Genomic DNA, 18537 nt, shown 5'->3' with positions numbered 1-18537 from the left:
GGCGCGGGTGTCAGACCCGGACGCCGAACATGAAGGGGCCGCCGATGGTGTTCATCGACTCGTAGCGGACGACCGTGCCGGTGCGGGGGGCGTGGATGATCTGCCCGTTGCCGGCGTAGAGGCCGACGTGGTGCAGGTCGTTGAAGAAGAACACCAGGTCGCCGACCTTGAGCTGGCTGACCGAGTAGATCTTGGTGCCGGCCCCGGTCTGGGCCTCGGAGGTGCGCGGGATCTGCACGCCGGCGGCCGCGTAGGCCCGGGAGGTGAGGCCGGAGCAGTCGAAGGAACTCATGCCGGTGGCGCCGTAGACGTAGGGCTTGCCGAGCTGGCTCTGGGCGAAGGCGAACGCGGCGGCGGCGCGGCCCGAGCCGGGCGGCACGTCGACGTCGAGGGCGTCGCGCTCGCTGGCGCGGCTGGCGCGGTCCTCCTCGTCGGCCAGCGCGGCCTTCTCGGCGGCGGTGAGGCTGTTGAGCAGCTTCTGCGCGGCGGCGAGCTTGCCCTGCACCTCCTGCTTCTTCTTGCCGAGTTCGGTGCGGGTGGAGGCGAGGTCCTTGAGCTTCTCGGCGGCCTCGGCGCGCTCCTGGGCGAGTTGGCGCTGCTTGTCCTGGACCTTCTTCAGCGCCTCGACCTGCTGGCTGCTCAACTGGTCGAGCGTGGAGGCCTTGTCGAGGTAGTCGTCCGGGTCCGCGGAGAGGAACAGCTGGACGGACGGGTCGATCGTGCCGGTGCGGTACTGGGAGGCGGCGGCGAGGCCGAGGCTGTCGCGCAGCTCGTTGAGCTCCTCCTGGCCGCGGGCGACGCTGTCCTGGATGGTGGAGATCTCCTTCTGGAGCTTCTCCTGCCTCTCCTTGGCGCCGTTGTACTTCTCGGTGGCCTTCTCGGCCTCCTCGTAGAGCTTGTCGACCTTGGTCTTGACCTCGTCCTTGCTCGGCTTCTCACTGGGGGCCGCGTTGGCGGCCTGCGAGCTGAAGGCGACGGCAGCGGCGGCGGCGGTGGTCAGCACGGTCACACGTGCGCGGCTGGGCTGCTTCGGACGACGGTGGGACGCCACGGGTGACAAGCTCCTTCTGGCCCCTCCGCCGTCTCTCCCGATGAGTGATCACCCGAGCGGAGGTTGGGCCCGACCCTAGTGACCTTCCTGTGATCAGTTCAAATCCTCAGATGAAAATTCGCGTCACGGTAAGCCATCTTTTCCCCTGGACTCACAGGCGGTGAGACCCACTTGACGCACCGTGGCCCCCACGCCTCACCAATACGGGCATCTCGCCCGGACGTTGCGCAGGGGACGTACGCCCCCGAGCGTCACGAAAGGCGCTTGAGGAGCATCGCGGAGGCCACCGGCCGGGCTCCGGCGCGGGCGACCCCGTCGGCCACCTCGCGGTCGGTGGAGGCCACGATGACGGGGCGGCCCGGGGGTTCGGCGCGCACCAGCTGCCGGATCAGCTCGTCGGCGGTGACCCCCGGCTTCGAGAACAGCACCCGCACCCCGCGCGGCGGCGCGAGCAGCACCGGCGCGGCCAGTTCGGCACCGTCGAAGACGCAGGTGACCTCGGCGCCGCTCTGCGCGGCCAGCTGGGAGAGCTGCCCGAGCAGCCTGAGGCGCTGCTTCTCCAGCGGCATCTGCGGATAACCCGTTTTGGTGACGTTGTAGCCGTCGACGACGAGATGCGCCTGGGGCAGCGCGAGCAACTGGTCGAGGACCTGCGGGTCGTTCTCGGACAGGGCGCGGGCGGCGATGTCCTTGGGGGTCATCCGGCCCGGCTCGACCGCGTCGACGGTCTCGGCGGGACGCACCGACACCGGCGGCAGGGCCAGCTCGCGGCGCAGCCCCTGGGTGGCGTCCAGCAGGGTGTCCAGCAGCAGCCGCACCCGCATGTCCTCCACGCTGCGGCCCTCGCGCGCCGCCCGGCGGGCGGCCTCCAGCGCGGCCTCGGTCTCGCCGAGCCGGGACTTCAGCCGCCGGGCCTCGCTCTCGGCGGCGGACACCTGGGCGTGCCCCTCGGCGCGGACGGCCTCGATCTCGCCGTGCGCCTTGCGCAGGGCGGCCTCGCCGCGCCTGACGTCGCTGAGCGCGGCGCGCAGCTTGCGGTGCAGCGCCTCGCTCTCCTTCCTGGCCGACTCCAGGTCCGCACGCAGCCGCTCGGTCTCGGTCCGGGTCTGCTCCCGGGCCCGGTCGAGCTCGGCGCGCAGCCGGTCCAGCTCGGCCCGGTTCTCCTCGTCGGCCCGCTCGGCGTCGGCCCGCTGGGCCTCCTCGCCGGCGGCGGCCACCAGCTTCACCCAGCCGGGCGGGCGCAGCACGTAGGCCGCGGCCGCCACGTCGAGCGGGTCCGCGGCCGGGGGCGGGGAACCGGAGTCCAGGGCACCGGCCAGCTCGGGCTGGGCCTCTCTGAGCTTCTCCCCGATGCGCTGGCGGAACAGCGGGTCGGTCTCCAGCGCCGAGGCCATGGCGTTGCCGGCGAACTTCGCCCGCCGGTTGGGGGCGAAGCGGGCGTACTGCCGCAGCTGGGCGGGCAGCTCGCCGACCGTCAGCGATCCGAAGCCGTCGGAGACGATCTGCACGACCCTGCGGCGCACGCCGTCGGGCAGCGGACGGTCGAGCACCTCGGCGGCGCCGTCGTCCGGCCCCCCGCCCGCGGTCTCCACCATCCGTCACACCCCAATGCTGTGCGGGGCCCTCCCCCGCTCTCGACGTCGCTCGAGAGCGGGGGGACCCCCATCGTCAGGAGCCGGCGCCCGGCCTGTCCACGAGTTCCACCTGGTCCACCGCGTTGCACCAGCGGCAGCGCACCGACTCGATGGTCTCACTGAGCACCTCGCGCTCCTCGACCTTCGGCTCTCCGGCCAGGTCGAGGTGGACGTACTCGACGACCTTCGACGAGCGGGTCACGTCGAAGCGCGTGAGGTTGCCGCAGAGGGTGCAGCGCCACCGCGTCCCGGCGGTCGGCAGGGGAACCGTCATCGTGACCTGTTCTCTTTCCTCTAGTGTCCGTGACGCCACCGGCATCCCCGGTGCGTGTGGCTCGTAACCCTACGGCCTGGGGGGTGCCCGCCGCCCACGTGTCCACGGCGGCGAGGCGGTCTGCCCGGTTGCGTCCCCTTACGTCATGCTCTGTAGTCATGATCCGCAAGTGGAGTGCGTCGTTCGTCCGGGCCGGCAGGGCGGCCGGGAGGTCGTCGGCACCGGTGACGTACTCGCTGATCGCCCTGTGCTGCCTGGTCTTCCTGGCCGGACCCGGTTCGGGCCTGAATCCGGCCTACGGCACGGGTGACGACCTGCTCGCCGCGCAGCGCGCCTACTTCCGCCGCTGGGGCGTGATCCCCGCGGAGCTGTTCGACGGCTCCGCGGGCACCGGCGGCTCGGTCCTCACCCCCGTGACCGCGCTGTTCGTCCACGGCAGCTGGGTGCACCTGCTCGGCAACATGCTCTTCCTCTACGTCTTCGGGGCGATGACCGAGGAACGGATGGGCCGGGTGCAGTTCCTGCTGTTCTACACCGGCTGCGGCTGCCTGGCCCTGTTGGGCTACGCCGTCGCCAACGCCCACTCGGGCCAGTCCCTCGTCGGCGCCTCGGGAGCGATCTCCGCCGTCCTCGGCGCGTTCCTGTACCTGTTCCCGCGCGCCCGGGTGACCAGTCTCCTGCCGTTCCTGTTCTTCCTGCCGGTGCGCTTCCCGGCGTGGATCGTGCTGCCGTTCTGGGCGGCCCTGCAGTGGCTGGCCGCCGGGCGCGCCTCGGACGGGCCGGGGGTGGCCTACCTGGCCCACCTGATCGGGTTCGGGCTCGGCTTCGGCTACGCGTCCGTCCGCTACGGCCGCCCGACCGGCCCTACTAGAGTGAGGACCGCCCCTGCTCCGGCTCCCGAGGGAGAGAACCAGCCGTGATCACCGCGATCGTCCTCATCAAGACCAGCGTGGACCGGATCCCCGAGATCGCCGAGTCGATCGCGGCGCTGGAGAACGTCAGCGAGGTCTTCTCCGTCACCGGCACCTACGACCTGATCGCGATGGTCCGGGTGAGCCGGCACGAGGACCTGGCCGAGGTGATCCCCGGCCGGATCAGCAAGATCCCCGGGGTGGAGGGCACGGACACGCACGTGGCGTTCCGCACGTACTCGCAGCACGACCTGGAGGCCGCGTTCTCCATCGGCCTGGACGCGTAGGCCCCCGGGCGGTCCGGGGGCCGGTTGTTCGGCCGGGTCGATCCGTGCGGGGCCGGTCCGCCGGCCGTGGCGGATGAAGAGTTCTTCATCCGGGCTTCACGGAACGCGCCGGGCCGGGTCCGCAGGATCGTGCGGGACGCCCTGGCGGGCACCCTCGGCGAGGGCGCGCACGAGGTCCCGGGCGTGGACGCCTGCCTGCTCACGGACGCCACGGAAGGGGCCCTGCGGATGATCGTGCTCGGGTCCCGGCTACCGCCGCTCGCGGCCCGCGGCACTCACGCCGAGGTGTCCGGCACGCAACGGCCGTCCTCGGTGCGGTAGTTCCACTTCGCCCCGTCGGTCACCAGCTCCCGCACGGCCCGCACGAACCGCTCCACGTGCTCGTCCGGCGTGCCCGCGCCGAAGCTGACCCGGATGGCGTTGAGCGACTTCTCCCCCGGCGCGGCCTCCGGCGCCCCGCACTCGCCCTGCTGCTGCGGGTCGCCGCCGAGCAGCGTGCGCACCAGCGGGTGGGCGCAGAACAGGCCGTCCCGGACGCCGATGCCGTACTCGGCGGAGAGCGCGGCGGCGAAGTGGGAGCTGTTCCAGCCGTCCACGACGAAGGAGAGGACGCCGACGCGCGGGGCGTCGTCGCCGAACAGGGACAGGATCCGGACCTGGGGCACCTCGGCGAGCCCCGCGCGCACCGTGTCGATCAGGTACTGCTCGCGGGCGACCAGCGTGTCGAAGCCGGCCTCGGTGAGGGCCTTGCAGGCGGAGGCGATGGAGTAGGCGCCGATGACGTTCGGGGAGCCGGCCTCGTGGCGGGCGGCGCTGTCGTGCCACTCCACGTCGACGCCGCCGTCCTCCCGGCGCGTGACCTTGCGCGAGGCGCCGCCGCCCGCGAGGTACGGCTCGGCCGCGCGCAGCCAGTCGGACCGCCCGGCCAGCACGCCGGAGCCGAAGGGCGCGTACAGCTTGTGCCCGGAGAAGGCGACCCAGTCGACGTCGAGGTCCGCGACGGAGACGGGGTGGTGCGGGGCCAGCTGGGCGGCGTCCAGCACGATCCGGGCGCCGTGGGCGTGCGCGGTGGCCGCGAGCTCCCGTACGGGCCACAGCTCGCCGGTGACGTTGGAGGCGCCGGTGACGCACACGAGGGCGGGGCCTTGGGGGTCGTGGCCGGCCAGGGCCCGCTCCAGGGTCTCCACGGCCTGCCGGGGGCTGTCCGGGGCGTCCAGGAAGGTCACCCGGGCGCCGCGCCAGGGCAGCAGGGAGGCGTGGTGCTCGGTCTCGAACACGAAGACCCGGCAGTCGTCGGGCAGGGCGGCGGCGAGGAGGTTGAGGGAGTCGGTGGTGGACCGGGTGAACACCACCTGGTCGCCGTCCCGGCAGCCGAGGAACTCCGCGACGGTGCGCCGGGCGTTCTCGAACAGGTCGGTGGACAGCTGGGACAGGTACCCGGCGCCGCGGTGGACGCTGCCGTAGTAGGGCGCGTACGCGGCGACGTCGTCCCAGACCCGCTGGAGCGCCGGGGCGCTGGCCGCGTAGTCGAGCGCGGCGTAGGTGACCTCCCCGCCGGTCACCAGCGGGACGGTGACATCCCGCCCCAGAACGGGCAGCGGGGCGCAGACGGACCGGTCGGCGGCAACAGTGGAGACGGACATACGGAACTCCCGTGAGGTCAGGCGGAACCACCCGCGCGCCCGGAGGGCTGCCGGCGGGGGTGGGGAAGGAAGAGGGGATGCGGAGGCGGGGCTCTGCGGCCCTATCGCATTCGCTGACTCACGGAGAACTCCTCGACGACCAGGACCCCTGGTATCGCGAGGGGTCCGCGCTTGCCGCAGACCTCGCTGCCTGCGGCCCGGTCTTCACCCGGGGCACCCCGCCACGGACGGAGGGTTGCCGGACAGTCGGCCGGGGCCTCATGACTGTCACTCATGACCTGTCAGGAACGTACGCGAAAAGATCGGCGTCCCGCAACCCGGGTCCGGATCGCGGGACGCCCTCGTCGTCGTACAGGCCCTAGGCGTGGGTGGCGGCCACCCAGCGCTCCAGGGTGCGCTTGGCGGACCCGGAGTCGATCGACTCGGCCGCCTTCGCCATGCCGGCGCCGATCTGCTCGGCCAGCGTCCCCGTGCCCGGCTCCAGCGCCACCAGGGCCGCCGCCGAGTTGAGCAGCACGGCGTCGCGCACCGGGCCCGTCTCGCCGTCCAGGAGGCGACGGGCGACCTCGGCGTTGTAGGAGGCGTCGGCGCCGCGCAGGGCCTCGACCGGGACCAGGTCGATCCCCACGTCCCGCGGGTCGAAGGCCTCCTCGGTCACCGTGCCGTCCCGGACGATCCACACCCGGGAGGTGGACGTGGTGGTCAGCTCGTCGAGCCCGTCGTCGCCCCGGAAGACCAGGGACGAGTGGCCCCGCCCGGCGAAGACGCCCGCGACGATCGGCGCCATGCGCGGGTCGGCCACACCGACGGCCTGCGCACGGACCTTGGCGGGGTTGGTCAGCGGGCCCAGGACGTTGAAGATCGTCCGGATCCCCAACTGGCCGCGGGCCGCACCCGCGTAGCGCATCGACGGGTGGAACTTCGCGGCGAAGCAGAAGGTGATCCCGGCCTCCTCGGCCACGCCGGCCACCCGGTGCGTCGGCAGCTCCAGGTTGACGCCGAGCTTCTCCAGGACGTCCGAGGCCCCGGACGCGGAGGAGGCGGCGCGGTTGCCGTGCTTGACGACCTTGGCGCCCGTGCCGGCGATGACGATGGCCGACATGGTGGAGATGTTGACGGTCTTCGCCCCGTCACCGCCCGTGCCGACGATGTCGACGGCCGGCCCGGGCACCTCGATCACGTTGGCGTGCTCGTACATCGCCCGGACGAACCCGGAGATCTCCTCGACGGTCTCGCCCTTGGCGCGCAGCGCCACCACGAATCCGGCGATCTGCGCGTCCGTGGCCTCACCGCGCATGATCAGGTCCATCGCCCACGCGGTGTCGTCGGCGGTCAGGTCCCGGCCCTGCAGCAGGCCGTTCAGCAGCGTGGGCCAGGAGCGGCCCGCCGCGGTGTCGCCTCCAGCGGGGGTCACAGCGCTCATAAGCCGCTCCAGGGTCAGGTGTCCCGCACCGCGGGACGGAATGTCTCGACGCGTCCACCCTATCCAGCCCCGGACAGGGCGAAGGGCCCCGTCCGAACACCGGACGGGGCCCTTCAGTGGCGTGGCGAAGCAGTGATCAGTGGTGGCCGTGGCCGCTCGTGATCTCCCGGTACTCCTCGACGGTGGGCTTCGGGATCTGGGAGCCCTCGCCGTAGTAGGCGTCGCTGAGCTTGGCGCGCAGCTTCTCGGAACCCTTCACCTTGCGCTCGACACCGTTCTCGTCGACCGTCGGGCCGATCTCGGCCGGCTTGTACTGCTCGTGCGCCGTGAGCGTGTACATCTGCTCCTGGCTGAGCGGCTCGTGCACCTCGATGAACTCACCGTGCGGCAGGCGCTTGATGATGCCCGACTCGCGGCCGTGCAGCACCTTCTCCTTGTCCCGGCGCTGCAGGCCGAGGCAGATGCGCTTGGTGACGACGAAGGCGATGACCGGGCCGAGGAAGAACCCGATCCGGACGAACCAGGTGACCGCGTTGATCGACAGGTGGAAGTGGGTCGCGACGATGTCGTTGCCACCGCCGATCAGCATGATCACGTAGCCGGTGATCCAGGCGACACCCACGGCCGTGCGCGTCGGGGCGTTGCGCGGGCGGTCCAGGATGTGGTGCTCGCGCTTGTCCCCGGTGACCCAGGACTCGATGAACGGGTACAGGGCGATGATCGCGAGGAACAGGCCGAACAGGACCAGCGGGATGAACACGCCCAGGACCAGCGTGTGACCCCAGAAGTTGATCTCCCAGCCCGGCATGGCGCGGACCAGGCCCTCGGCGAAGCCCATGTACCAGTCGGGCTGGGCACCGGTCGACACCTGGTCGGGTCGGTAGGGGCCCAGGACCCAGATCGGGTTGACGGTCGCGATGCCGGCGATGGCCGCGATGACACCGAAGACCAGGAAGAAGAAGCCTCCGGCCTTGGCCATGTAGACCGGCAGCAGCGGCATGCCGACGACGTTCTTGTTGGTCCGTCCGGGGCCCGCGAACTGCGTGTGCTTGTGGTAGAAGACCAGGATCAGGTGGGCGACCACGAGCCCGAGCATGATGCCCGGCAGCAGCAGGATGTGGATCGAGTAGAACCGGGCGACGAAGTCGGTGCCCGGGAACTCCCCGCCGAACAGGAACATCGAGATGTACGTGCCGACGATCGGCACGGACAGGATCGCGCCCTGCGTGAAGCGGACACCGGTGCCGGAGAGCAGGTCGTCCGGGAGCGAGTAGCCGGTGAAACCGGTGAACATGCCGAGGACGAACAGCAGGAAGCCGAACAGCCAGTTGATCTCGCGCGGCTTGCGGAACGCGCCGGTGAAGAAGACGCGCATCATGTGCACGAACATGCCGGCGAGGAAGATGATCGCCGCCCAGTGGTGGATCTGCCGGATGAGCAGACCGCCGCGGACGTCGAAGCTGATGTCCAGCGTGGAGGCGAAGGCCTCCGACATCAGCTGCCCCTGGAGCGGGACGTAACTGCCGTGGTACTCCACCTCGTTCATCGACGGGTGGAAGAACAGCGTCAGGTACACACCGGTCAGGATGATGATGATGAAGCTGTAGAGGCAGATCTCACCCAGCATGAAGGACCAGTGGTCCGGGAAGATCTTGCGCATGTTGGCCTTGGCCAGGGAGTAGATCCCCAGGCGGCCGTCGGCCCAGTCGGCGACCCGCTCTCCGGCGGGCGCCTTGCGGCGGTCGTCGTTGTTACTCATCCGCGCTCCCAGAAGGCAGGACCGACGGGCTCTTCGAAGTCGCCGAGCGCCTCGAGGTAGCCCTCGTCGTTCACGCCGATGCGCAGCTGCGGCAGGGCGTGACCGGCGGGACCGAAGATCACTCGGGCACCGTCGGACAGGTCGAAGGTGGACTGGTGGCAGGGGCAGAGCACGTGGTGCGTCTGCTGCTCGTACAGGGAGATCGGGCAACCGACGTGGGTGCAGATCTTCGAGTACGCGACGATGCCTTCGTGCGACCACTCGAGCTCGCGCTTGTCCTTGATGTCGTCCGGCTCGATCCGGACGATCATCAGGGCGGCCTTGGCGATCTCGTTCTGGAAGGAGTGGTCGTCCTCCTCCAGGCCCTCGGGCTTGGCGAAGGTCAGCGAACCGACCGTGACGTCCGACGGACGCAGCGGCTCGTTGGTGTTCATGTTGACCAGCAGCTTGCCCTTGGACCACAGCGTGTGGCGGAGCTTGTCGCCGGGCAGCGGGCCGAGGTCGCGCAGCAGCACGATGCCGGAGAGCGGGACCAGCGTCAGCGCGCCGAGCATGGTGTTGCGGATCAGCTTGCGGCGGCCGAGCGCGGACTCCTTGGCGCCCTGCTTGAAGTCGGCGAAGACCTTCTCGCGGACCTCGGGCGCCGCCTCGATCGGGTGACGCTCGTCGGCGATCTCCACGTCGGACATCAGGGTGCGGGCCCAGTGGACCGCGCCCGCGCCGATGCAGAACAGCGCGATGCCGAGCGTGACGCCCAGCGCGAAGTTCAGCGCGCTGATGTGGCCCAGCGGGAAGATGTACACCGACTTGTCGACCGGGATCGCCACGAACGCGGCGATGAAGGCGATGGTCGCCAGCATCGACACCGTGAACATCAGGGCGACCGAACGCTCGGACCGCTTGGCGGCCCGCTCGTCGACGTCCTGGATCCGGTGCTCGTGGGGAGGCAGGCCCGGGTCGGCGAACGGGTGCTTCTCGTCCGCGACGGTCACCACACCGTGCTCGTCGTGTCCTGCGGACTGCGCGGCAGGCAGGTTCTCTTCTGGAATGTCTTGGCTACTCATGACTTCTTGGCCTTTGCGGTCCGGGCGGCGACCCACACGGCGACGGCGATCAGTCCGCCGAGACCGAAGATCCAGCCGAACAGACCCTCGCTGACCGGCCCGAGACCGCCCAGCTCGAGGCCGCCGGGGCTCTCGGTCTTCTCGCTGTTGACCGCGTCGAGGTACGCGATGATGTCCTTCTTGTTCTTCTCCGTCAGCGTGGTGTCGGGGAAGGACGGCATGTTCTGCGGGCCGGTCTGCATGGCCTCGTAGATGTGCTTCGGGGTGACGCCCTCGAGGCTCGGCGCGTACTTGCCGTGCGTGAGCGCGCCGCCCTTGCCGGTGAAGTTGTGGCACTGCGCGCAGTTCGTGCGGAACAGTTCACCGCCCTTGGCGATGTCGGCACCCTCGGGGCCGTACTGCTCCTCCGTCGGAACGGACGGACCGGCGCCCAGCGAGGCGATGTACGCCGCGAGCTGGTCGATCTCGGCCTGCGAGTAGATGTTCTTCTTCTCCGGGACCTGGGGGCCCTGGGAGGTGGCGGCCGGCATACGGCCCGTTCCCACCTGGAAGTCGACGGCCGCGGCGCCCACACCCACCAGGCTCGGCCCGTCGGTGGTGCCCTGACCGCCGGTGCCGTGGCAACTGGCGCAGCCGACGGCGTAGAGCTTCTTGCCCTCCTCGATGGTGAGGGACTGGGCAGTTTCGTCGGCCTGCGCCTTGTCCGCGGGTGCGAACACGGCGTACAGCCCCCCGGTGCATGCCAGCGCGAGGAGTAGGACCACGAGCGCCGCCAACGGGTGGCGTCGTCGTGCGGAGAGCTTTTTCACGGATTACCCCGGTGTCAGGATCTTCTGCGTCGATGCTTCTGGGATGCGCGCTTCGTCGAGCACGCGCGGTTGGGGCCCTGCTACTTGATCATGTAGATCGTGGCGAAGAGGCCGATCCAGACGACATCGACGAAGTGCCAGTAGTAGGACACGACGATCGCAGCGGTCGCCTGCTCGTGGGTGAACCTCCGGGCCGCGTAGGTCCGGCCAAGGACCAGCAGGAAGGCGATGAGACCGCCTGTCACGTGCAGGCCGTGGAAACCGGTGGTCAGGTAGAACACCGAGCCGTACGGGTCCGACGAGAGGGACAGGCCCTCGTGCTTGACCAGCTCGGTGTACTCGAACACCTGACCGCCGATGAAGATCGCACCCATCACGAACGTGACGATGAACCACATCCGGAGCTTCTTCACGTCACCGCGCTCGGCGGCGAAGACGCCGAGCTGGCAGGTGAGCGAGGAGAGCACCAGGATCGTGGTGTTCGTCGCCGAGAACGGGAAGTTCAGGGTGTCGGCCTTCTCCTGCCAGAAGTCAGGACCGGTCACCGATCGCAGGGTGAAGTACATCGCGAAGAGGGCCGCGAAGAACATCAGCTCGGAACTCAACCAGATGATGGTTCCGACGCTGGTGAGGTTCGGCCGGTTGACCGACGGGTGCGCGTGCCCGGTTTCTACTGTCGTTGCTGTCGCCACGACCGACATTATGTCGTTCGCTTATCCCGCCCTCACTCCGGGGGGTGCCGTTCGGAGTGTCTTCACCGTTCGTGACCGTTCGTACCGGTGTTGACGTGGTGTTCAAGGGAGTAGCATCCGGCCCAACGGGCCTGTCCTTACGACGCTGACGTCACGGAGGAACAATGCAGCCGACCGCCACGGTGCTGGTCTACAGCGACGACTCCCACACCCGCGAGCAGGTACGGCTCGCCACGGGACGGCGGCCGGCGCCCGACGTGCCCCTGGTGGAGATCGTGGAGTGCGCGACCCCCGCGGCGGTGGTGAAGGAGCTGGACAAGGGCGGGATCGACGTCTGCGTCCTGGACGGCGAGGCCGTGCCCATGGGAGGCATGGGCGTGTGCCGGCAGATCAAGGACGAGATCTTCGACTGCCCGCCGGTGCTGCTGCTGATCGCCCGGCCGCAGGACGCGTGGCTGGCGACGTGGAGCCGCGCGGAGGCGGCGGTGGCGCTGCCGGTGGATCCGGTGGAGTTCGCCTCCGCGCTGGCGTCCCTGCTGCGGGAGAAGGCCGCTCTGCACGCCTAGGGCCTGTCGTTCGGATCATGACGCAGACGCGGGGCCCGGCACGCGCATCTGCCGCGTTGTCGTCACTCGCCGATGCTCCGCATCGACTCCCTCCTCCGCCTTGCAGCTGCACGCACCAGACCCCGCTCACCGGCATTCACAGGTGCTGCCGATGCCCTGCGCCAAGATCCAAACGACAGACCCTAGGGGCCCGGGCGGGCCCGCCGGTCAGACGCTCTGGGGCGTCAGGCGGGCCGTGTCGGCCTGTGCGGGTCCGTCGGACGCCCCGCCGGTCAGGGCGCTGCCGGTGCGCCACTTCGCCCAGTCGAGATTCCAGTCGCCGTAGCCGTTGCCGAACGGGGCCATCGTGTCGCCGCCGGAGTTGACCACCTCGACGATGTCGCCCTCGCGGACGGTCTCGTAGAACCAGGCGGCGTTCTCGGTGCTCATGCCGGTGCAGCCGTGGCTGACGTTGGCGAAGCCCTGGGAGCCGACCGACCAGGGGGCGGCGTGGACGTACTCGCCGCTGTTGGTGACCCGGACCGAGTGGTGCACGATCAGGTCGTAGAAGTCCGAGGCGCCGATGCTGGCGCTGGTCATGCGGACGGTGCCCTCCTTGGCGAGGACGACCTTGACGCCGTTGCGGGTGTCGTAGCCGGGCATGCCCGTGGTGACGGGTATCTCGCGGATGACCTCGTCGTTGCGGTAGACGGTCATCCGGTGGGCCGCGGCGTCCGTGAGGGCCACCAGCTTGTCGCCGGTGGTCAGGGTCAGCGGCTCGGACCTGCCGCCCCATATGCGGTCGCCGACCTTGATGCCCTCCAGGTTGCTGCGGACCTGGACGGTGGCGTTGGCCGGCCAGTACTCCTTGGGGCGGTAGTGGAGCTTCTTGTCGTCCACCCAGTGCCAGGCGCCCTCGGTGGCGGGCGTGGAGGTGACCTTGAGGGCGCGCTCCACGACGGCCCGCTGGGCGGGGTCCTTCACGGGCTGGCTCAGCTCGGCCGTGACGGGCTGGCCGACGCCGTAGGTGCCCTTCTTCGGGCCGAACGCGACGTCCAGGCGCTTCTTGGTGGTGGGCTTGCCGGTGGTGAAGGTGATCACCTTGCGGCCCGGTGCCCCGTCCTCGTTCTCGGTGCTCACCCGGACCGTGTAACCGGCGTCGGCGGCCAGCGGGGAGGTGCTGTGCCAGCGGCGTCCGTCGGCGGCGAGTTCGCCCGCCACGTAGCGCCCTGAGGCGTCGTAGGCCGTCACGTCGGTGATGCGCCCGTCGGAGTCCTCGGCGACCACTTCCAGCGGCTTGTCCGGGTCGGCCTTCCTGTTGCCCTCGGTGGGGGCGTTGAAGGAGATCTGGTCCGCCGCGTCGTAGGGGCGGGCGGAGAGCGGGTCGCCGTCCGAGCCGCAGGCGGTGACGCCCGCACAGAGGGCTATCACCAGCAGCGTGCAGCTGACGACGGGGCGGGAGTTCGCTGTGTGGCTCATGCCCTCACGCTAGGAAGCAGCGTCAACCGCGGCACGCCGAACGACTCGTACGAGTGACACGCATTGCGGTGGACGGCGGACACGGCAGCAGGGGCCCGGACGCTCCTCACGGGAGTGTCCGGGCCCCTGCGGTGCTCGGTGCGTACTGCTTACTGGGTGCGGTTCTCACCGCGGTAGTACTCGAACACCCAGCCCCAGATGGCGACCAGGATGACCGGCAGCGAGAAGTACATCAGCCACCAGCCGATGGCGACCGCCAGGAAGGCGAGGGCGCCACCGATGCCCAGGAAGAGCGGCTGCCAGCTGTGCGGGCTGAAGAACCCGACCTCGCCGGCGTCGTCCGCGACGTCCGCCTCCTTGTTGTCCTGCGCGCCGACGTCCACCCGCTTGGCCGTGAAGCCGAGGTAGAAGCCGATCATGATGCACAGGCCGAACGCCAGGAAGAGGGCCGTGGTGCCGGCGGGCTCCTGCGACCAGAAGCCGTAGACGACCGCCATGATGAGCACGAAGGCGCTCAGCCACATGAACATCTTGCCCTGGATCTTCACTTGCCGGCCTCCTTGCCGCCAGCGAGGGCCTTGTCGCCGTGGCCCACGTTCTCGAGCTGGTCGAGAGCTGCGATCTCCGGGTGGTGCAGGTCGAACGCCGGGGATTCACTGCGGATCCGCGGCATGGTGATGAAGTTGTGCCGCGGCGGCGGGCAGGAGGTGGCCCACTCCAGGGAGCGGCCGTAGCCCCACGGGTCGTCGACGCCGACCGGCTTGCCGTACTTGGCCGTCTTCCACACGTTGTAGAAGAACGGCAGGATCGACATGCCGAGCAGGAACGAGCTGATCGTCGAGATGGTGTTCAGCGCGGTGAAGCCGTCGGCCGCCAGGTAGTCGGCGTACCGGCGCGGCATGCCCTCGGCGCCCAGCCAGTGCTGCACCAGGAACGTGCCGTGGAAGCCGATGAACAGCGTCCAGAAGGTGATCTTGCCCAGGCGCTCGTCCAGCATCTTGCCGGTCCACTTCGGCCACCAGAAGTGGAAGCCGGAGAACATCGCGAACACCACGGTGCCGAAGACGACGTAGTGGAAGTGGGCCACCACGAAGTACGAGTCGGAGACGTGGAAGTCCATCGGCGGCGAGGCCAGGATGACACCGGTCAGACCACCGAAGGTGAAGGTGATCAGGAAGCCGGTCGCCCACAGCATGGGCGTCTCGAAGGACAGCGAGCCCTTCCACATCGTGCCGATCCAGTTGAAGAACTTCACACCGGTCGGGACCGCGATGAGGAACGTCATGAAGGAGAAGAACGGCAGCAGCACACCGCCGGTGACGTACATGTGGTGCGCCCACACCGTCACGGACAGACCCGCGATCGCGATGGTCGCGCCGATCAGACCCGTGTAACCGAACATCGGCTTGCGGGAGAAGACCGGGATGACCTCACTGATGATGCCGAAGAACGGCAGCGCGATGATGTACACCTCTGGATGCCCGAAGAACCAGAACAGGTGCTGCCACAGCAACGCGCCGCCGTTGGCGGAGTCGAAGATGTGGGCGCCGAACTTGCGGTCCGCCTCCAGCGCGAACAGGGCCGCGGCCAGGACCGGGAAGGCGAGCAGGACCAGCACACCGGTCAGCAGCACGTTCCAGGTGAAGATCGGCATGCGGAACATCGTCATGCCGGGTGCGCGCATGCAGATGATCGTGGTGATGAAGTTGACCGAGCCGAGGATGGTGCCGAAGCCGGAGAAGGCCAGGCCCATGATCCACATGTCGGCACCGATGCCCGGCGAGCGGACCGCGTCCGACAGCGGGCTGTAGGCGAACCAGCCGAAGTCGGCCGCACCCTGCGGGGTGAGGAAACCGCCCACCGCGATGAGCGAGCCGAACAGGTACAGCCAGTAGGCGAACATGTTCAGCCGCGGGAACGCCACGTCCGGCGCGCCGATCTGCAGCGGCATGATCCAGTTCGCGAAGCCCGCGAACAGCGGCGTCGCGAACATCAGCAGCATGATCGTGCCGTGCATCGTGAACGCCTGGTTGAACTGCTCGTTCGACATGATCTGCAGACCAGGCCGGGCGAGCTCGGCGCGCATGAACAGCGCCATCACGCCACCGATGACGAAGAACACGAAGGACGTCGCCAGGTACAGCGTGCCGATCGTCTTGTGATCCGTCGTCGTCAGCCACTTGACCACGACACTGCCGCGGTTCTGGCGCCGGACCGGCTGCTCGTCCTCGTAGTGGGACCCAGCAGCCGCGGCACCCTTGGGGTCATTCAGGATGCTCACAGTACGTTCGACTCCCGGTTCTTCTCGTGGCCCGCCTGCTCGATGCCGGACGGGACGTAACCGGTCTGCCCCTTCTTCACGAGGTCCTTGAGGTGCTGCTCGTAGCGCTCGGGGGAGACGACCTTCACGTTGAACAGCATGCGCGAGTGGTCGACGCCGCAGAGCTCGGCGCACTTGCCCAGGAAGGTGCCCTCCTTGTTGGGGGTCACCTCGAAGGCGTTGGTGTGGCCCGGGATGACGTCCTGCTTCATCAGGAAGGGCACCACCCAGAAGGAGTGGATGACGTCACGGGACGTCAGGATGAAGCGGACCCTCTTGCCCTCGGGGAGCCAGAGCGTCGGACCCGGGTTGTTCGTCTGCGGGTTCCGGGTGCCCGGGGTGCCGCAGTCGTAGGTGCCGCCGGCGTTCGCCGGGAATTCCTTCTTGAACCGGTCCGGGATCGCGTCCAGGTCCTTGGAGGTCTTCGCGTCACCGGACGTGCCGGCGACGGGCTCGATGTAGTTGAAGCACCAGCTCCACTGGAAGCCGACCACGTTGACCGTGACGTCGGGCTTCTTCTTGAGGCTGAGCAGCTCGGACTCGTCGCGGGCGGTGAAGTAGAACAGCACCGAGACGATGATGAGCGGGACCACGGTGTACAGCGCCTCGATGGGCATGTTGTACCGGGTCTGCGGAGGTACCTCGACCTTGGTGCGGCTGCGCCGGTGGAAGAAAGCACTCCACAGGATCAGACCCCACACCAGCACGCCGACGGCGAGCGCAGCCGCCCAGGACCCCTGCCACAGGGAGAGGATCCGCGGAGCCTCTTCCGTGGTCGGGGTGGGCATACCAAGGCGGGGGAAGTCTTCCCAGTTGTACGAGCAACCGGTGGCTGTCGCCAAGACCAGGCCCGCGGTCAGTGCCTGCAGCAGCTTCCGCCGCATCGGGCGCCGCGGCGAGCGGTCGGAGCCGTTGGGACTCACGTAGCGCCTTCCCGAGAGTCTCGCCCGCGCGGATCGGCTGCGGCCTGGCCTTCTCGCTGGTCGGTCGCCGCCCTGCGTCGGGCAGGGGTTTGGATGTTTATGCGGACCAAACCCTAGCCGACGCCCTCCGGGGGTTCTCGGGGAGGGGTGCCTACTCACTCGGGTGGTTCGCTGATTTGGCGGCTGCGGGTGGATTGTGGCTTTTCGCGCGGTTCCCCGCGCCCCCGGGGTTCGTTCCGCTTCCGGGCGTTCTAGCGTTGCGGTGTGGGTTACTTCGATGCCGCCTCCGCCGCTCCGCTCCATCCCGTCGCCCGGCAGGCCCTGCTGGCCTCCCTCGACGAGGGGTGGGCGGATCCCGCGCGGTTGTACAGGGAAGGGCGGCGGGCGCGGCTATTGCTCGACGCGGCACGGGAGGCCGCCGCCGAGGCGGTGGGGTGCCGTCCCGACGAGCTGGTGTTCACCTCCTCCGGGACCCGTGCCGTGCACACCGGGATCGCGGGCGCGCTGGCCGGCCGGCGGCGGGCCGGACGCCACCTGATCGTGTCAGCGGTCGAACACTCCTCGGTACTCCATTCGGCCGAGCTGCACGAGGCGGAGGGCGGTTCGGTCGGTCAGGTGACGGTGGACCGGCACGGGGCGGTGGATCCCGCGGCCTACGCCGAAGCCCTGCGCCCCGGGACGGCCCTGGCGTGTCTTCAGTCGGCCAACCACGAGGTGGGCACCGAGCAGCCGGTCGAGGAGGTGGCCCGCCTGTGCCGGGAGGCCGGGGTGCCGTTGCTGGTGGACGCGGCGCAGTCGCTCGCCTGGGGCCCGGTCGACGGGGACTGGTCGCTGCTGACGGGCAGTGCGCACAAGTGGGGCGGACCGTCCGGGGTCGGGCTGCTCGTGGTCCGCAAGGGGGTGCGCTTCGCGGCGCAAGGGCCCGCGGACGAGCGGGAGTCGGGGCGGGCGCCCGGTTTCGAGAACATCCCGGCCGTCGTGGCGGCGGCCGCGTCGCTGCGCGCCGTGCGGGCCGAGGCCGCCAAAGAGGCGCGGCGGCTGCGGGAGCTGACGGACCGGATCCGGACCCGGGTGCCGCGGCTGGTTCCCGACGTCGAGGTGGTCGGCGACCCGGTGCGCCGCCTGCCCGGGGTCGTCACCTTCTCCTGCCTCTACGTGGACGGCGAGGCCCTGCTGCACGAGCTGGACCGAGCCGATTTCTCCGTTTCGTCCGGATCGTCCTGCACGAGCAGCACCCTGACCCCCAGCCACGTCCTGCGGGCCATGGGCGTGCTGAGTGAGGGGAACGTGCGGGTTTCGCTGCCGATGGGGGCGGCCGAGGAGGATGTGGAGAGGTTCCTGGAGGTGCTGCCCCGGGCCGTGGCGGCGGTGCGGGAGAAGCTGGGGGCGCCGGTCTCGGAGACGGTGGTGCGGGAGGACGTGCTGGTCGTGGACTCCCTGGGCAAGAGGTGCCCGATCCCGGTCATCGAACTCGCCCGGGTCATCGGTGACGTACCCGTGGGGGGCCTGGTCCGGGTCCTGTCGGACGACGAGGCGGCCCGCCTGGACATCCCGGCGTGGTGCGCGATGAGGAACCAGGAGTACGTGGGCGAGGAACCGGCGGACCGGGGAACGGCGTACCTGGTCCGCCGGGCGAGCTGAGCCGCCCGGGGGCGCGGGGCCGCGTCCGCGCCGCCGGCCCGCCGCGGGTGCGCGACCGATCCTCGCGCACCCGCGGCCGCGG

17 protein-coding genes, 1 pseudogene and 1 riboswitch are annotated in these 18537 nt (G+C 69.8%); of the genes and pseudogenes, 5 read left to right on the top strand and 13 right to left on the bottom strand.

Features of this window, described 5'->3' with window-relative positions; genetic code table 11:
- Nucleotides 1–10: 10 nt before the first annotated feature.
- From ACFYWG_RS15125 to ACFYWG_RS15115, 3 genes are all read right to left on the bottom strand, one after another.
- Complete coding sequence (locus ACFYWG_RS15125) at nucleotides 11–1051, bottom strand: NlpC/P60 family protein (protein WP_376323658.1); 1041 nt, start codon at nucleotides 1049–1051, stop codon at nucleotides 11–13.
- A 251-nt stretch (nucleotides 1052–1302) separates the two neighbouring features.
- Nucleotides 1303–2646, bottom strand: coding sequence for an NYN domain-containing protein (locus ACFYWG_RS15120; RefSeq protein ID WP_389201586.1), 1344 nt, complete (start codon nucleotides 2644–2646; stop codon nucleotides 1303–1305).
- Between the two features lie 73 nt (nucleotides 2647–2719).
- On the bottom strand, nucleotides 2720–2959 hold the full coding sequence (locus ACFYWG_RS15115) for a hypothetical protein (RefSeq protein ID WP_114251597.1): 240 nt from the start codon (nucleotides 2957–2959) through the stop codon (nucleotides 2720–2722).
- Between the two features lie 158 nt (nucleotides 2960–3117).
- On the opposite strand from ACFYWG_RS15115, the gene ACFYWG_RS15110 reads away from it, so the two are divergent.
- From ACFYWG_RS15110 to ACFYWG_RS15100, 3 genes and pseudogenes are all read left to right on the top strand, one after another.
- Complete coding sequence (locus ACFYWG_RS15110; protein ID WP_383503504.1) at nucleotides 3118–3879, top strand: rhomboid family intramembrane serine protease; 762 nt, start codon at nucleotides 3118–3120, stop codon at nucleotides 3877–3879.
- Complete coding sequence (locus tag ACFYWG_RS15105; RefSeq protein ID WP_376323652.1) at nucleotides 3876–4157, top strand: Lrp/AsnC family transcriptional regulator; 282 nt, start codon at nucleotides 3876–3878, stop codon at nucleotides 4155–4157. Before ACFYWG_RS15110 ends, ACFYWG_RS15105 begins: the two co-directional genes overlap by 4 nt.
- Nucleotides 4158–4295: 138 nt before the next feature.
- Nucleotides 4296–4478 (top strand): annotated as a pseudogene (locus ACFYWG_RS15100) (glycerate kinase); the annotation flags it as partial.
- Here the strand turns inward: ACFYWG_RS15100 and ACFYWG_RS15095 are convergent.
- From ACFYWG_RS15095 to ACFYWG_RS15070, 6 genes are all read right to left on the bottom strand, one after another.
- Nucleotides 4433–5800, bottom strand: coding sequence for an aminotransferase class V-fold PLP-dependent enzyme (locus ACFYWG_RS15095; protein WP_389201583.1), 1368 nt, complete (start codon nucleotides 5798–5800; stop codon nucleotides 4433–4435). The pseudogene ACFYWG_RS15100 and the gene ACFYWG_RS15095 sit on opposite strands and share 46 nt — an antisense overlap.
- A 162-nt stretch (nucleotides 5801–5962) precedes the next feature.
- Nucleotides 5963–6079: riboswitch (SAM riboswitch) on the bottom strand.
- Between the two features lie 79 nt (nucleotides 6080–6158).
- Nucleotides 6159–7223, bottom strand: a complete 1065-nt coding sequence (gene trpD, locus ACFYWG_RS15090; protein WP_376323649.1) for an anthranilate phosphoribosyltransferase — start codon at nucleotides 7221–7223, stop codon at nucleotides 6159–6161.
- Nucleotides 7224–7359: 136 nt separating this feature from the next.
- Nucleotides 7360–8982 (bottom strand): cytochrome bc complex cytochrome b subunit, encoded by a 1623-nt coding sequence (locus tag ACFYWG_RS15085; protein WP_376323647.1) that lies wholly within the window; start codon nucleotides 8980–8982, stop codon nucleotides 7360–7362.
- Nucleotides 8979–10046, bottom strand: a complete 1068-nt coding sequence (locus ACFYWG_RS15080) for a Rieske 2Fe-2S domain-containing protein (RefSeq protein WP_376323645.1) — start codon at nucleotides 10044–10046, stop codon at nucleotides 8979–8981. The genes ACFYWG_RS15085 and ACFYWG_RS15080 overlap by 4 nt, the downstream gene beginning before the upstream one ends.
- Complete coding sequence (locus tag ACFYWG_RS15075; protein ID WP_376323643.1) at nucleotides 10043–10855, bottom strand: c-type cytochrome; 813 nt, start codon at nucleotides 10853–10855, stop codon at nucleotides 10043–10045. Before ACFYWG_RS15075 ends, ACFYWG_RS15080 begins: the two co-directional genes overlap by 4 nt.
- Before the next feature lie 80 nt (nucleotides 10856–10935).
- A complete protein-coding gene (locus ACFYWG_RS15070) occupies nucleotides 10936–11556 on the bottom strand; it encodes a heme-copper oxidase subunit III (RefSeq protein ID WP_376323642.1) in 621 nt (206 codons plus the stop codon).
- Nucleotides 11557–11711: 155 nt separating this feature from the next.
- Between ACFYWG_RS15070 and ACFYWG_RS15065 the strand changes: the two genes are divergently transcribed.
- Nucleotides 11712–12113: a hypothetical protein gene (locus ACFYWG_RS15065; RefSeq protein WP_376323641.1), complete on the top strand. Its 402-nt coding sequence runs from the start codon at nucleotides 11712–11714 to the stop codon at nucleotides 12111–12113.
- A gap of 207 nt (nucleotides 12114–12320) precedes the next feature.
- Here ACFYWG_RS15065 and ACFYWG_RS15060 read toward each other — a convergent pair whose 3' ends face one another.
- From ACFYWG_RS15060 to coxB, 4 genes are all read right to left on the bottom strand, one after another.
- The gene (locus ACFYWG_RS15060) at nucleotides 12321–13571 is read right to left on the bottom strand and encodes an Ig-like domain-containing protein (RefSeq protein WP_389201579.1); all 1251 of its coding nucleotides are present in this window, start codon (nucleotides 13569–13571) and stop codon (nucleotides 12321–12323) included.
- Nucleotides 13572–13720: 149 nt separating this feature from the next.
- Nucleotides 13721–14119 (bottom strand): cytochrome c oxidase subunit 4, encoded by a 399-nt coding sequence (locus ACFYWG_RS15055; protein ID WP_376323637.1) that lies wholly within the window; start codon nucleotides 14117–14119, stop codon nucleotides 13721–13723.
- Entirely contained in the window at nucleotides 14116–15852 is a 1737-nt protein-coding gene (gene ctaD, locus ACFYWG_RS15050; protein ID WP_376323635.1) for a cytochrome c oxidase subunit I, read from the bottom strand. The genes ACFYWG_RS15055 and ctaD overlap by 4 nt, the downstream gene beginning before the upstream one ends.
- Complete coding sequence (gene coxB / locus ACFYWG_RS15045; protein ID WP_376323633.1) at nucleotides 15849–16814, bottom strand: cytochrome c oxidase subunit II; 966 nt, start codon at nucleotides 16812–16814, stop codon at nucleotides 15849–15851. Before coxB ends, ctaD begins: the two co-directional genes overlap by 4 nt.
- Before the next feature lie 264 nt (nucleotides 16815–17078).
- Here coxB and ACFYWG_RS15040 point away from each other — a divergent pair, with 264 nt between their 5' ends.
- Entirely contained in the window at nucleotides 17079–18455 is a 1377-nt protein-coding gene (locus tag ACFYWG_RS15040; RefSeq protein WP_389201576.1) for a cysteine desulfurase/sulfurtransferase TusA family protein, read from the top strand.
- The last annotated feature ends 82 nt before the right edge of the window (nucleotides 18456–18537 follow it).

Source organism: Streptomyces sp. NPDC003456 (genome assembly GCF_042878735.1).
Classification (GTDB): domain Bacteria; phylum Actinomycetota; class Actinomycetes; order Streptomycetales; family Streptomycetaceae; genus Streptomyces.
Note: the sequence above shows the minus strand (reverse complement) of the source record. Positions and strands in the feature narration are given on the sequence as shown.

What these genes read in the sequence shown, in the direction of transcription:
- ACFYWG_RS15120 (WP_389201586.1), bottom strand. Translation starts at nt 2,646, where the DNA reads ATGGTGGAGACCGCGGGCGGGGGGCCGGACGACGGCGCCGCCGAGGTG.
- ACFYWG_RS15115 (WP_114251597.1), bottom strand. Translation starts at nt 2,959, where the DNA reads ATGACGGTTCCCCTGCCGACCGCCGGGACGCGGTGGCGCTGCACCCTC.
- ACFYWG_RS15110 (WP_383503504.1), top strand. Translation starts at nt 3,118, where the DNA reads ATGATCCGCAAGTGGAGTGCGTCGTTCGTCCGGGCCGGCAGGGCGGCC.
- ACFYWG_RS15095 (WP_389201583.1), bottom strand. Translation starts at nt 5,800, where the DNA reads ATGTCCGTCTCCACTGTTGCCGCCGACCGGTCCGTCTGCGCCCCGCTG.
- trpD (WP_376323649.1), bottom strand. Translation starts at nt 7,223, where the DNA reads ATGAGCGCTGTGACCCCCGCTGGAGGCGACACCGCGGCGGGCCGCTCC.
- ACFYWG_RS15085 (WP_376323647.1), bottom strand. Translation starts at nt 8,982, where the DNA reads ATGAGTAACAACGACGACCGCCGCAAGGCGCCCGCCGGAGAGCGGGTC.
- ACFYWG_RS15080 (WP_376323645.1), bottom strand. Translation starts at nt 10,046, where the DNA reads ATGAGTAGCCAAGACATTCCAGAAGAGAACCTGCCTGCCGCGCAGTCC.
- ACFYWG_RS15070 (WP_376323642.1), bottom strand. Translation starts at nt 11,556, where the DNA reads ATGTCGGTCGTGGCGACAGCAACGACAGTAGAAACCGGGCACGCGCAC.
- ACFYWG_RS15065 (WP_376323641.1), top strand. Translation starts at nt 11,712, where the DNA reads ATGCAGCCGACCGCCACGGTGCTGGTCTACAGCGACGACTCCCACACC.
- ACFYWG_RS15060 (WP_389201579.1), bottom strand. Translation starts at nt 13,571, where the DNA reads ATGAGCCACACAGCGAACTCCCGCCCCGTCGTCAGCTGCACGCTGCTG.